Below are 13,198 nucleotides of genomic sequence, written 5' to 3' on the forward strand. Positions count from 1 at the left end.
GTTGCGCTTGCGTTTGAACGTGCGGAAGAAAGCCCGGTTGCGAAAGCACCGGGCTTTTTTGTCCACATTGGCGCCGAAATATCGAGGCCAACATGTCGGCCGTCCTGACCTTGCGTCCAAGGCAGAGTAGACCCGAGAACGATTGGTAGAGAGCGACAGCCCCGAACAGGACGTCATAGCTTAGAAAGCCATGTTTTTGGTAACGCCAGCAATTCTTCCACAAACCAATCGCACTTGTGGGCCATCTCTCTCAGCCCACTATGGCTCAAAAGCACTCCTCTTTCAGGCCCACGGAAAACGCGAGGCCTTGTATTCCTTCCTAGGTTTTTTCCTCGTCCTGGCCCTTCCAAGAGCTTTTGCCCCCGCAATGCGAGAGCATTTTCCGGACGTTTCCACCCATAAAACCGACTTTTCTCCGAAGCCGAAATGGTGTCAGGCCACATCATTACAAAAACATTAATAAAACGGACAAAGGAGAAACATGCCCCGCTTTAAACCACCAACAAGGCCGGCCGATATGCTGGCCCGTCTCTTCACTGTTTTTGCGTTGCTGCTCGCCTCGCTTGGTGCAAACGCTGACGATGTCTGCAACAGACTCTATCCAAAATCCGGCGCAGTTCCCGGCGACCCACAATGCGTCGCGAAAGCTGCCGCTAACACCCCCATAGGCATGGGAACCTATTACTGCACCGCTCAACTCGATCTTGTAAGAGAGTGGTGTGGAAGCGTTCCGCAGCCGGAAGACTCCTGTCCGGTGGCTGATCCGGTACACCCTGCAAGCGGTGCAGTCACACTTGGCGCGGTCGACTTTATCAGCGGTGACGACATTGCTCTGATATTTAAACGTACTTACCGTTCTAAGCCCCTTGCACAGAATGTCAACGCGATGGGGCCGGTGTGGTTCCATAATTGGCAGCGGCAATTGGGACTGGCGAATGCGAACAGCGGCGGTTCATCGACGGTGACTGCCTATCGCGAGAATGGCGACTCCGTTGTATTTAACTGGTCCGGAGGCACGTGGCGCACAGTCGATTTCACCGGGCTGGCCCTGGCACAAACTCAATCTGGCTGGAGGTTGACCAATCTGACTAACGATGCCGTCGAGTCCTATTCCGCACAAGGCATCCTGCTGTCTGAAACGACGAAGACCGGCTTTATAAGAACGTTGAGCTACGACAGCGCCGGCTTGCTAACCGTGATCACTCAACACGGTGCTGGGACGAGTGCGAACAACGATCTGACGCTTCGCTTTGACTACGATGACAAACGCCGAATTTCGCGATTAAACGATCCGATAGGAGGCGTCACGCAATATGAATACGACACGAACAGCAACCTCGTTTCCGTCACCTGGCCAGATGGCTATGCGCGACGCTATGTCTACGAAGACGCGCGATTCAAGAATGCCATAACAGGCGAGATCGATGAGGCCGGGGCGCGAATCGCAACCTGGACCTATGACGCACAGGGTCGCGCAACATTGGTCAGTCATCCGGATACGGCGCGCAATGTGCAATTCGGGTATAGCAACGGTTCGACCACCGTCACGGATAGTCACCGCACCACAACGCTGAATTTTTCGTCAATCGGCGGCAAGTTACGAGCTACTGGCGGCAACTCATCCGCAGGGAATAGCACCTCGACTTGGGATGCGTCAGGCAGACTGCTAAAGAACAGTTTTGTCAGTGGCAACGCTGCCGAGTACAGCTACGACGATGTAGGCCGTCCCGTTCGACTGGTCGCACGAAACGCGTCGGGTACCGTCGTTACATCGATACGCTACGCCGACGCGACAACTCTCCACCCATGGATGATTGCCTCGCCTCGCAAGATGCAGACGCTTGTCTATGACTCGCGCGGCAACGTGACTGGTGTCAGCGAAACGCCGACCACGGACACAACCGGCGAAAGCGGCTTCGATGCATTGAAAGCGGACGGTGTGACGCGCGCCTACGGTCGGGTGTACGACGAGTGGAACCGGCTCAGCTCGGTACGCATCTACTATGACGGCGTGCCGTCTGCAGCGTTCCGACTCACCAGAGATGACACAGGTAACGTCAAGTCTGTTGTCCATGTCGGTGGGGCCCCTGATGGCTTCGACGAGGCAAGCCAAGCGTCAGCGCGTGACGCGGCCCATCGCATTGTGACCGGCTACAGACCCAACGGCGGATACAACACGCGATACGACAAGCGCGGGCGGCCCGATCTCATCTGGTTCAATGACTACCCCGCCCCACTGAACGGCGGAGTCCATCGCTTGCTGAAGGTCTGGTATCGCTATTCACCCGACAGCCAGATCGTTTCACGCACGGGCACTGTCTCGACAAATGACGGCCCGGATGTGGCAATCAACAGCGATGAGATCGATCAGTGGGTTGCAAATATGGAAGACGGTCGCGTGCCAGTAGGTCCAGCGCCGAACCTCGCCGGACTTGTCCGGTCGTTGCTCGGTGCCGCACCCGACGCGATACAACCCATTTGCATTGAATGTATCCTCAACCCGGCGCTGTCCTGGGGCTGGGCCATGTCGTCCAACCATGACGATCCGTTCGGTATCGTCGGGTTGGCGGGCGCGATACGGGGGGCGGTGGGTGGGATGGCGAGCCAGTGCAAGCCGACCCAGTTAACGACGGACCAATTGATAGCAGAAGCTACAACTGCACAAAATAGCACTGGGCTCTCAAAGCTTGCTCGTGCCTGGGATAAACACTCTGGGCGGGAACCGGATTTTTACCCCGCGCTGTCAGGCAACGTTGACGCAAAAAATGCAACAACGGAAGCGTGGTTGCGCAACCTGATGGAAAATCCAACCACGGCGCGGTCGGACTTGGGACGTGGTGGGATAGAGTATCGCGCACCGGACGGGACCGGAGCAAGATGGAACTCCGGCGGCGGATTTAGCGGAGTTTTGAATCCTCCACAAAATTAGGCACAGTCATGAACAAGCTTGAAATAGTTTGGTCGTCCGCAATGAACGAGTACGAACAACTTACACTAGAAATTCTGTTGGACCGGTACCCCGTCATTCGCGTCAACCAGGAGAGCGGGGTGGATAACCTCGTGGCTGAACTGGGCGGCCCGGAACCGGACGGCAGCATGGCCCGCCGAGTGCCGCTTGAAGAACTGATCGAAGCGCTAGTGGAAATTCGACGATTGATGCACGCGTCAAAACCGAAAGCAAGCGACGAAAGCTAACATACACCAGTAAGGCGCGGGTGTCCGCGCCTTACTTTTGGGCGACAAAGACACAGCAGCTCGATCACACCGGCGAAAACCGTATCACCCCATCCGCATCCTGCTTACGCTTCAACTCGCCCGCAAGCCACAGCAGATGCAAGTGCGCCAGCGCTTCACCCATCGCAAACGTCATCTGATGAATATCGAGCTGTCGCTTGAACATGAGCGGCACGATATCCGCGGCGCTCTGCGGTTTCTCCGCGCATGCCTCGCGCACTTCGGCCAGACGCGCGTCGTGATGCTCGCGCAATTGCCGGATCCGCGTGCGCACGCCGCGAAACGGCTTGCCATGCGACGGTAGCACCAGCGTGTCTTCCGGCATCGTTTCGTAACGGCCGAGCGACTCCAGATACAACGCGAGCGGCGTGCCTTCCGGCTCCATATCGAACACCGACACGTTGGTCGAGATACGCGGCAACACCATGTCGCCGGAAATCAGCACGCCGGTCTCTTCGCAGAACAACGCGCAGTGTTCCGGTGAATGGCCGAATCCGGTCACCACTCGCCACGTCTTGCCGCCGATCCTCACGCCATCGGCTTCCCGCAAGCGGCGATACTGCCCCGGAATCGCCGGCACGAGGCTCGCATAATAGCTCTTGCGATTGCGCAGTTTTTCAAGCGATTCCTCGTCGGTCACACCGTGCCGCGCGAAGTGCCGTGCCGCGCCCTCGCCGCCTGCATTCGAGCCGTCGCCGGCGCCCATCACACGCGCCTGCATGTATTCGCCGAGCGTCATCCATAGCCGCACGTCCCAGCGCTTCTTGTCGCCACCCGCGCAGATCCAGTGCGCGAGGCCGATGTGATCGGGATGGCAATGCGTGACGATCACGCGCAGCACCGGCAGGCCGTCGAGCACCGAGTCGAACACCTTCTCCCAGTTCTCCTTGATCGTGTCCGAGGTGATGCCGCAGTCGACCACCGTCCAGCCCCGCTGGCCGTCGATCTCGTCACGCAGCAGCCAGAGGTTGATGTGATCCAGCGCGAAAGGTAGCGGCATGCGTAGCCAGAACACGCCTGGCGCGACTTCCATCGCCTGGCCCGCGTCCGGCAAACTGTCGCTGAACGGGTAGTCGAGTTGATGTTCGAGTGCATTCATTGTGGGTGTCTTCCTCCGTCGGCCGTCCGGCATGGCGAGGTATGCGATGCCGGTCGGCGTGGTTGCGGCGTGCTGGTGCCGTACTGCGCCTGGTTGCGTTCAACTCAAGTTGACGATAACGTAAACGTCGATTCTATCGTTCAATCCGATTTTCTGCCCGGCCACGGAATGCCCCGATGAACACGCAATACACGATCACCGAGCTCGCGCGGGAATTCGACGTCACGCCTCGCGCCATCCGCTTCTACGAAGATCAGGGTTTACTCTCACCTAGCCGCGAAGGATCGAGCGGCTTGCGGCGCGTCTATTCAGGCCGCGACCGAACGCGTTTGAAGCTCACGTTGCGCGGCAAACGACTTGGCTTCACGTTGTCGGAGATTCGCGATCTGCTGGACGTGTACGAGTCGCCGACCGATACGGTGCCGCAGTTGCATGCGTTCCTCGCCACGGTGGCGCGTCATCGCGACGTGCTGGAGCGTCAACTGGAAGACCTGAACGCGACGCTCGAAGACCTCGCGCAATACGAAAACCAGGCGCGCGCGCTGCTGGAAAGCGGCACGCGTGAAGCCAAGCCGGCATGAACAACGGCGGCGCGATGCGGCACGGGTCCACCCGAACGATACAATCACGGGTGTCTTCACGACATGAGACGAATGCACGATCGACATGAATCACTTCCCCAAACTGTTGTCGTCGCAAATCGGCTTTGACCTCGCGCAGACGATGCTCGAAGGATTCGACCGGCATTACCGGATCTTTCGCGACGCCGCGATCCACGCCAAAACGCTCTTTGAAAAGGCCGACTGGCACGGTCTGCAGAAGCTCGCGCGCGATCGCATTACCTCGTACGACGAGCGCGTCGACGAATGCGTCGAACTGCTCGAAGACGAATACGACGCGGAAAAAATCGACAGCGAAGTGTGGCAGCAGATCAAGCTGCATTACATCGGCCTTTTGACCACGCACCGCCAGCCGGAGTGCGCGGAAACGTTCTTCAATTCCGTGTGCTGCAAGATCCTGCACCGCTCGTACTTCAACAACGACTTCATTTTCGTGCGCCCGGCCATCTCGACCGAATACATCGAGAACGACGAACCGGCCGCGAAGCCGACTTATCGCGCGTACTATCCCGGCAAGGACGGGCTCGCGGCGACGCTCGAACGCATCGTCACGAACTTCCAGCTGGAGCCGCCGTTCGAAGACCTGACGCGCGACGTCGGCTGCGTGATGCAGGCGATCCACGACGCGTTCGGCGTGTTCGACGAAGCGGCCAACTTCCAGATTCACGTGCTCTCGTCGCTGTTCTACCGGAACAAGTCGGCGTATATCGTCGGACGGATCATCAACGGCGACCTGCTGCTGCCGTTCGCCGTGCCCTTGCGTCACGTAAAACCGGGCGTGCTCGCGCTCGACACGGTGCTGCTCAAGCGCGACCAGTTGCTGATCATTTTCAGCTTCTCGCATTCGTACTTCCTGGTGGATATGGAAGTGCCGTCCGCTTACGTCGAATTTCTCGGCACCATCATGCAGGGCAAGCCGAAGGCGGAAATCTATACGTCGGTGGGGTTGCAGAAGCAGGGCAAGAATCTGTTCTATCGCGATCTGCTGCATCACCTCTCGCATTCGAGCGATCAGTTCGTCGTCGCGCCCGGCATCAAGGGGCTCGTGATGCTGGTGTTCACGCTGCCGTCGTTTCCGTACGTGTTCAAGCTGATCAAGGACAACTTCCCGCCGCCGAAGGAAACCACGCGCGCGCAGATCCAGGGCAAGTATCAGCTCGTCAAACGGCACGACCGTTTGGGTCGCATGGCCGACACACTCGAATATTCGAGCGTGGCGTTGCCCCGCTCTCGCCTCGACGACGCGCTGGTGCGTGAGCTCGAAAAGGAAGTGCCGTCGCTGATCGAATACGACGGCGACAACCTGGTGATTCGCCATATGTATATCGAGCGCCGCATGGTGCCGCTCAACCTGTTCCTGCAGAACGGCAACGACGAGGACGTCGAGCACGGCATCAAGGAATACGGCAATGCGGTGAAGGATCTGATGCAGGCGAACATCTTCCCAGGCGACATGCTGTACAAGAACTTCGGCGTGACGCGTCATGGCCGCGTCGTGTTCTACGACTACGACGAAATCGAATATCTGACCGACTGCAACGTGCGCGCGGTGCCGGCGCCACGTAACGAGGAGGACGAAATGTCGGGCGAGCCGTGGTACTCGGTCGGCCCGCACGACATCTTCCCGGAGACGTACGGCACATTCTTGCTCGGCGACCCACGCGTGCGCCGTTCCTTCATGCAGCATCACGCGGACTTCTTCGATCCTGCGCTATGGCAACGGCACAAGGATCACCTATTGAAAGGCGAACTGCCCGACTTTTTCCCGTACGACGACAGTGTGCGCTTCTGCAACCGCTATCCGGAACGCTTTGCCGATGCCGCCGGCCGTGCATCGCCCGCGCCGGATGCGCCAGCCGACGAGCGTAGCGTGCGGGTGGCGTGAAGCTCAAGCGCCGCTCGCAGTGTTGACTGCCTCGTCCGAACCTTATGTAACGACATCGACCGGTCAATCGGTCGAGCAACCGCCAAGACGCAACATGAACACGAACGATTCCACTCCTGACAATCCGCTCTCGCATCTGTTCGACAACAACGAAGCATGGGTCGCCCGCAAGCTGTCCGAAGACCCTGAGTATTTCTCGCGTCTCGCGCATCAGCAGACGCCCGAGTATCTGTGGATCGGCTGCTCCGATTCGCGCGTGCCGGCGAACCAGATCATCGGCTTGCCGCCGGGCGAAGTGTTCGTGCACAGAAACATCGCCAACGTGGTGGTGCATACCGATCTGAACTGTCTCTCGGTGATCCAGTTCGCCGTTGATCTGCTGAAGGTCAAGCACATCATGGTGGTCGGCCACTACGGCTGCTCGGGCGTCGGCGCGGCGCTGCATGGCCGTCGCGTGGGTCTCGCGGACAACTGGCTGCATCACGTGCAGGACGTGCGCACCAAACACGCCGCTTTGATCGAGGAATGGCCGATCGGTGAGGCCCGCCATCGGCGTCTGGTTGAACTGAACGCGATCGAACAGGTGATGAACGTATGCCGCACCACCATCGTCAACGATGCGTGGGCGCGCGGCCAGGAGTTGACGGTGCACGGCTGGGCGTACGGCGTGCATGACGGCAAGGTGCGCAACCTCGGCATGACGATCAGCGAGCCGGGCGCGCTCGATGCAACCTATCAGAAGTGCGTCGCGGCGGTGTCGGCCAGCGGCGCGCACAAGGCAGAGAACGACGTGGTCGCCGCCGATGCGGCGCAGCTCGGCGACGTGCCGGCTATCGTCGAAGGCGTAATCAAGGAGCTTAAACATGAGTGAGACAAAGATTGATCCGATCGTCATCGTGAGCGTGGCCCGCACGCCGATGGCAGCATTTCAAGGCGACTTCGCCACGCTGACGGCGCCGCAGTTGGGCTCGGTGGCAATCGAAGCGGCCGTAAAACGCGCGGGCTTGAAACCTGAGCAGATCGACGAAGTGGTAATGGGTTGCGTGCTGCCCGCCGGCCTCGGCCAGGCGCCCGCGCGTCAGGCCGCGCTCGGCGCCGGCTTGCCGCTTGCCACTGGCAGCACCACGGTGAACAAGATGTGCGGCTCCGGCATGCGCGCGGCGATGTTCGCGCACGACATGCTCGCCGCAGGCTCTGTCGACGTGATCGTCGCGGGCGGCATGGAAAGCATGACGAACGCGCCGTACCTGCTGCCCAAGGCGCGCGGCGGCATGCGCATGGGCCACAGTCAGGTGATCGACCACATGTTCTACGACGGCCTCGAAGACGCTTACGAAAAAGGCCGTCTGATGGGCACCTTCGCCGAGGAATGCGCGGCGTCGTTCGACTTCACGCGCGAGGCGCAGGATGCATTCGCCGTCGAGTCGCTCGCTCGTGCGAAGCGCGCGAACGAAGACGGCTCGTTCGCCTGGGAAATCGCGCCGGTGAAGGTGGAGAGCCGCAAGGGCGACGTCACCATCGATCGCGACGAACAGCCGTTCAAGGCGAACATCGAAAAGATTCCGACGCTCAAACCCGCGTTCAGCAAAACCGGCACGGTGACGGCGGCGAACTCGTCGTCGATTTCCGACGGCGCGGCCGCGCTCGTCATGATGCGCGAGTCGACGGCAAAGCGTCTCGGCGTCGAGCCGATCGCGCGCGTGGTCGGTCACTCAACCTTCGCGCAGGAACCGGCGAAGTTCACCACCGCGCCGGTCGGCGCGATTCGCAAGCTGTTCGAGAAGAACGGCTGGCGTGCCGACGAGGTCGATCTGTATGAGGTCAACGAAGCGTTTGCCGTCGTGACGATGGCGGCCATGAAGGAACACCATCTGCCGCACGAGAAGGTCAACGTGAATGGCGGCGCCTGTGCGCTCGGCCATCCGATCGGTGCGTCGGGTGCGCGGATTCTTGTCACGCTGATCGGCGCATTGAAGAAGCGCGGACTGAAGCGTGGCGTCGCGACGCTGTGCATCGGCGGCGGAGAAGCGACGGCAATGGGTATCGAACTGGTGTAACGCGCGTTTTCGCAGCGCTCTGTTTTGACGGCCTGAGGTATTCGATGAAGACAGTGTTGATCGTCGGTGCGTCGCGCGGCATCGGCCAGGAGTTTGTCCGGCAGTACAAAAAAAGCGGCTGGCGCGTGCTCGCCACCGCGCGCGACGGCGCCGCGCTCGACGCGTTGAACGAACTCGGCGCCGAGACTTTTTCGCTCGACGTGAGTGCGCCCGAGGAGATCGCCGCGCTCGGCTGGAAGCTCGACGGTGAACGGCTCGATGCGGCGATCCTGGTGTCGGGCGTGTACGGCCCGCGCACCGAAGGCATCGAGACGATTACCGCCGAAGACTTCGACCACGTCATGCACACCAACGTGCGTGGACCGATGCAATTGATGCCGATCCTGCTGCCGCTCGTCGAAGAGGCGGGCGGCGTGTTCGCGGTGATCTCGAGCAAGATGGGCAGCATCGGCGACGCGAGCGGCACGACCGGGTGGCTGTATCGCGCGAGCAAGGCGGCGTTGAACGACGCGCTGAAACTCGCGTCGCTGGAAGCCAAGCGCGCCGCGTGCGTTTCGTTGCATCCGGGCTGGGTGCGTACCGATATGGGCGGCGCGCAGGCAGCGATCGATCCGGCGCGCAGCGTGGCCGGCATGCGTGAAGTGCTGGCGCAGGCCGCGGCCGCGCACGACGCGTTCAACGGCCGCTTCTATCAATACGACGGCACGCTGCTCGACTGGTGAGCAACAAGCTGGCAAGGGAGACACACTCATGGTGCTTGATCAGGATCACTTGATGGTCCGCGATGCGCTGCGCACCTTCGTGCGCGAAGCGATCACGCCGCATGCGGCGGCGTGGGACCGCGAGCGCACTTTTCCCCAGGACGTGCATCGGCAACTCGCCGGACTCGGCGCATATGGCGTGCTGGTGCCCGAAGCATACGGCGGCGCCGGCATGGACGCGCTGGCGCTCGCGCTGATTCTCGAAGAGATCGCTGCCGGCGACGGCGGCACCTCGACGGCTATCTCCGTCAACAACTGTCCGGTGTGCAGCATTCTGCTGACCTATGGCAACGACGCGCAGAAACGCGACTGGCTGACGCCGCTCGCCCGTGGCGAAATGCTCGGCGCGTTTTGCCTGACCGAACCGCAAGCCGGTTCCGATGCTTCCGCGCTGCGCACCACCGCGACACGAGACGGCGACGCGTACGTGCTGAACGGCGTCAAACAGTTCATCACGAGCGGCAAGAACGGCAACGTCGCGATCGTGATGGCCGTGACCGACAAAGCCGCGGGCAAGCGCGGCATCAGCGCGTTTATCGTGCCCACCGATACGAAGGGCTACGTTGTCGCGCGAGTGGAAGACAAGCTCGGCCAGCATTCGTCGGATACGGCGCAGATCATTTTCGAGGACTGCCGCGTGCCGGCTGCGAACCTGATCGGCGCGGAAGGCGAAGGCTACCGGATTGCGCTATCGGGGCTGGAAGGCGGCCGCATCGGTATCGCGGCGCAAAGCGTCGGCATGGCGCGCGCCGCGTTCGAAGCAGCGTTGAGTTATGCGAAGGAGCGCGAAAGCTTCGGCGCGCCGCTCTTTTCGCACCAGGCGGTGCAGTTCCGCCTCGCCGACATGGCGACGCAACTCGAAGCCGCGCGTCAGTTGATCTGGCACGCCGCGGCGTTGAAGGACGCCGGCCAACCGTGCCTGACCGAAGCCGCGATGGCCAAGCTGTTCGCCTCCGAAGCCGCCGAGCGCATCTGTTCGGCCGCCTTACAGATTCATGGCGGCTACGGCTACCTGAGCGACTTTCCGGTCGAGCGCATTTACCGCGATGTGCGCGTGTGCCAGATCTACGAAGGCACCAGCGACATCCAGAAAATTTTGATCGCGCGCGGTCTTGGCTAAAAGTCGGATGAATAAGCAACTGTTGCCGATGCAACGACCATCCGACTGTCCCTGCGGCGGCGCCGCGCCCGACCAGCGCAGCGGGGCCAAGGCGCCGCGCTTCGCGCAGTGCTGCGGCCGCTATATCGACGGCGGCGAAGTAGCGCCACGGGCGCTTGAATTGATGCGTTCGCGCTATAGCGCGTATGTTGTGGGTGCAACGGACTATCTGCGCGCCACGTGGGCGCCGCACACCTGCCCCGCCGATCTCGACGTCGACGTGGCCGCACCCGACGCGCCGCGTTGGCTCGGACTGCAAATCAAGGCGTTTGCTGAAACCGACGCCGATCACGCGACGGTCGAATTCGTCGCGCGTTACAAGGTGGGTGGCCGCGCGCACCGGTTGCACGAGTTGAGCCGCTTCGTTCGCGGCGATGACGGCGGCTGGCGCTACGTCGACGGCGACGTCGGCGAATAAAGTCCCTTTCTGCCCCTTACAAGACGCCGCAGCGTCCTTACGCCGCGCTCACATATGGCCCTGATAGCAGGGCCATTTTTTTGTTGGTGCGATGCCACACGACCCGCGCCACGCCTGATTGCTTCGGTGCGCCAAACACTGGTGAGGCCTGCATCGACCGGCCTCAGGCGACGAAACAGCACGCAGCAATTTTTGCGGCGCGGGTTCTCCTTGATTGCACAAAACAAAATTGTCGTGCCAGGATGAGGCCGTAGCTTCATGACGTCACGTTGCGAGAGCCGGTCCATACCAACTCCGCAAAATGCGCGGGAAGCCCTGCCAGGCACTAGACAGTGTGGTTCCGGCGGCGGTTTTCAGGCAGCAGGCGTGGCGCTCATCATCGGCGCGTGGGGTCGCGTCGGCCGTTTGGGTTCATCCCGTGCGATCTCGATTAGCGTGCGTGCGCCTCTGGCGCACTCCGTACGCGAGTGTGTTTTTGTTTGTCGAAAACCTGCCTGAAAGGCAAATGTCAGCAATGACTTTCGATGAACAGGCATCACGGTGTTCAGGGCAGGTTTTTGAGGCAGGTGCGTGAATGGTGTTCAGCAAGGTTCTGACGAAGTGTGCGGTGATCTGTGCAGCGGCTACGTGCGCTGTCGCACTCGCGCACGCCGACCCGCTCGCGGACACCCAGGCGGGACCGTTGACCCGCGCGCACGTGCCGCGCATCGCACTCGACGACGACGTCTATCTGCCCACCGCAGGTCTTAACGAACAGATCATCCGCGTACCGGTCGATGCAGCCGGCACGGTCACCCTCGAAACGACGATTTACAAACCGGACGGCGCAGGCCCGTTTCCGATGATCGTTTTCAACCACGGCAAAATCCCCGGCGATCCACACACGCAGGAACGCAGCGACCCGCTGCCGTTCGCGCGCGAATTCGTGCGCCGCGGCTACGTGGTGGTGGCGCCGAACCGCCAGGGTTTCGGCCGCTCGGACGGCGTGTATCAGCAAGATGGTTGCGACGTTGAAAAGAACGGCATCGGTCAGGCCGGCGATGTCGCCGCGACGGTCGACTTCATGTCGAAGCAGCCTTACGTGGACGCCACGCATATCGTCGTGGCCGGCACCTCGCACGGCGGTCTTGCGACGATGGCCTACGGCACGGAAGCCGCACACGGCGTGCGGGCGCTGATCAACTTCTCGGGCGGCTTGCGGCAGGACGCGTGCAGCGACTGGCAAGGCAATCTGACGCGTGCATTCGGCGCATATGGCGAGAAGACCAAGGTGCCGTCGCTGTGGATGTATGGCGATAACGATTCGGTCTGGAACGCGCCGTTGGTGACGGGCATGTACGCCGCTTATGGCGCGCATGGCGCGAGCGCGAAGATGGTGGATTTCGGCAACTACAAGAACGATGCGCATCGTCTGGTCGGTGATCGTGATGGCGTGCACGTTTGGTGGCCGGCTGTCGAGGCGTTCCTTGCGCAGGTGGGCATGCCGACTGGTGTGCAGTATCGGGTGTCGGATCCGTCCATGCCGAAGGCGAGCGGGTTTGCTGCTGTCGATGCGGTCGACGCCGTGCCGTTTGTCGATGAAGCCGGGCGTAATGGGTATCGGAATTTCTTGCATCAGTTTCCTAGCCGGGCGTTTGCTGTGTCTGACTCGGGGGCCTGGTCCTGGGCTGAGGGTGGTGATGATCCGATGTCTGTCGCGGTGGCGAATTGCCAGAAGCAGTCTTCCGCGCCTTGCCGGTTGTATGCGGTGAATAACTCCGTTGTTTGGGGGGATCAGTCTTCGCAGACGGCTGATGGTGGGTCTGCTGCTGGTGGCGCCGATGCGCGGCGGGCTATTGCTAGTCGCGAGTAAGAGTTAGGTTTTTTGTCTGCTCGGCGCGTGTTTTTGCCTGTGTTCTCTGAGGCGTTGGCCTTTCCTTGAATTCATGGTGGTCTATTGGCGTTGCCCCTGTGCGGGGCGGCACC

11 protein-coding genes are annotated in these 13,198 nt (G+C 61.1%); 10 read left to right on the forward strand and 1 reads right to left on the reverse strand.

The genetic code is table 11. The features are described 5' to 3' along the window. Positions 1-481 precede the first annotated feature (481 nt). Positions 482-2,929, forward strand: coding sequence for a tRNase toxin domain-containing protein (locus PQR42_RS44930; protein WP_408393520.1), 2,448 nt, complete (start codon positions 482-484; stop codon positions 2,927-2,929). Positions 2,930-2,937: 8 nt separating this feature from the next. After that, a complete protein-coding gene (locus PQR42_RS44935; RefSeq protein ID WP_408219994.1) occupies positions 2,938-3,195 on the forward strand; it encodes a hypothetical protein in 258 nt (85 codons plus the stop codon). A 64-nt stretch (positions 3,196-3,259) separates the two neighbouring features. On the opposite strand, the gene PQR42_RS44940 is transcribed toward PQR42_RS44935, so the two are convergent. Further along, a complete protein-coding gene (locus tag PQR42_RS44940; RefSeq protein ID WP_408393523.1) occupies positions 3,260-4,333 on the reverse strand; it encodes an MBL fold metallo-hydrolase in 1,074 nt (357 codons plus the stop codon). Between the two features lie 176 nt (positions 4,334-4,509). Between PQR42_RS44940 and PQR42_RS44945 the strand changes: the two genes are divergently transcribed. The 8 genes from PQR42_RS44945 to PQR42_RS44980 all read left to right on the forward strand — a co-directional run bounded on the left by PQR42_RS44945 (position 4,510) and on the right by PQR42_RS44980 (position 13,085). After that, the gene (locus PQR42_RS44945; protein WP_408219988.1) at positions 4,510-4,914 is read left to right on the forward strand and encodes a MerR family transcriptional regulator; all 405 of its coding nucleotides are present in this window, start codon (positions 4,510-4,512) and stop codon (positions 4,912-4,914) included. An 85-nt stretch (positions 4,915-4,999) separates the two neighbouring features. Beyond that, the gene (gene aceK, locus PQR42_RS44950) at positions 5,000-6,838 is read left to right on the forward strand and encodes a bifunctional isocitrate dehydrogenase kinase/phosphatase (RefSeq protein ID WP_408219985.1); all 1,839 of its coding nucleotides are present in this window, start codon (positions 5,000-5,002) and stop codon (positions 6,836-6,838) included. A 94-nt stretch (positions 6,839-6,932) separates the two neighbouring features. Then, entirely contained in the window at positions 6,933-7,709 is a 777-nt protein-coding gene (gene can / locus PQR42_RS44955; RefSeq protein ID WP_408219982.1) for a carbonate dehydratase, read from the forward strand. Next, on the forward strand, positions 7,702-8,895 hold the full coding sequence (locus PQR42_RS44960; protein WP_408219979.1) for an acetyl-CoA C-acetyltransferase: 1,194 nt from the start codon (positions 7,702-7,704) through the stop codon (positions 8,893-8,895). Before can ends, PQR42_RS44960 begins: the two co-directional genes overlap by 8 nt. Positions 8,896-8,939: 44 nt before the next feature. Beyond that, on the forward strand, positions 8,940-9,617 hold the full coding sequence (locus tag PQR42_RS44965; protein ID WP_408393525.1) for an SDR family oxidoreductase: 678 nt from the start codon (positions 8,940-8,942) through the stop codon (positions 9,615-9,617). Between the two features lie 28 nt (positions 9,618-9,645). Continuing rightward, complete coding sequence (locus tag PQR42_RS44970) at positions 9,646-10,776, forward strand: acyl-CoA dehydrogenase family protein (protein WP_408219974.1); 1,131 nt, start codon at positions 9,646-9,648, stop codon at positions 10,774-10,776. A gap of 7 nt (positions 10,777-10,783) precedes the next feature. Further along, on the forward strand, positions 10,784-11,233 hold the full coding sequence (locus PQR42_RS44975) for a YchJ family protein (protein WP_408393527.1): 450 nt from the start codon (positions 10,784-10,786) through the stop codon (positions 11,231-11,233). Positions 11,234-11,807: 574 nt separating this feature from the next. Next, the gene (locus PQR42_RS44980) at positions 11,808-13,085 is read left to right on the forward strand and encodes a dienelactone hydrolase family protein (protein ID WP_408495990.1); all 1,278 of its coding nucleotides are present in this window, start codon (positions 11,808-11,810) and stop codon (positions 13,083-13,085) included. Positions 13,086-13,198: the final 113 nt, after the last annotated feature.

Source organism: Paraburkholderia sediminicola (genome assembly GCF_046027355.1).
Classification (GTDB): domain Bacteria; phylum Pseudomonadota; class Gammaproteobacteria; order Burkholderiales; family Burkholderiaceae; genus Paraburkholderia; species Paraburkholderia sediminicola_B.

What these genes read in the sequence shown, in the direction of transcription:
- PQR42_RS44945 (WP_408219988.1), top strand. Translation starts at nt 4,510, where the DNA reads ATGAACACGCAATACACGATCACCGAGCTCGCGCGGGAATTCGACGTC.
- PQR42_RS44940 (WP_408393523.1), bottom strand. Translation starts at nt 4,333, where the DNA reads ATGAATGCACTCGAACATCAACTCGACTACCCGTTCAGCGACAGTTTG.
- PQR42_RS44970 (WP_408219974.1), top strand. Translation starts at nt 9,646, where the DNA reads ATGGTGCTTGATCAGGATCACTTGATGGTCCGCGATGCGCTGCGCACC.
- PQR42_RS44960 (WP_408219979.1), top strand. Translation starts at nt 7,702, where the DNA reads ATGAGTGAGACAAAGATTGATCCGATCGTCATCGTGAGCGTGGCCCGC.
- PQR42_RS44980 (WP_408495990.1), top strand. Translation starts at nt 11,808, where the DNA reads ATGGTGTTCAGCAAGGTTCTGACGAAGTGTGCGGTGATCTGTGCAGCG.
- PQR42_RS44930 (WP_408393520.1), top strand. Translation starts at nt 482, where the DNA reads ATGCCCCGCTTTAAACCACCAACAAGGCCGGCCGATATGCTGGCCCGT.
- PQR42_RS44935 (WP_408219994.1), top strand. Translation starts at nt 2,938, where the DNA reads ATGAACAAGCTTGAAATAGTTTGGTCGTCCGCAATGAACGAGTACGAA.
- can (WP_408219982.1), top strand. Translation starts at nt 6,933, where the DNA reads ATGAACACGAACGATTCCACTCCTGACAATCCGCTCTCGCATCTGTTC.
- aceK (WP_408219985.1), top strand. Translation starts at nt 5,000, where the DNA reads ATGAATCACTTCCCCAAACTGTTGTCGTCGCAAATCGGCTTTGACCTC.
- PQR42_RS44975 (WP_408393527.1), top strand. Translation starts at nt 10,784, where the DNA reads ATGAATAAGCAACTGTTGCCGATGCAACGACCATCCGACTGTCCCTGC.
- PQR42_RS44965 (WP_408393525.1), top strand. Translation starts at nt 8,940, where the DNA reads ATGAAGACAGTGTTGATCGTCGGTGCGTCGCGCGGCATCGGCCAGGAG.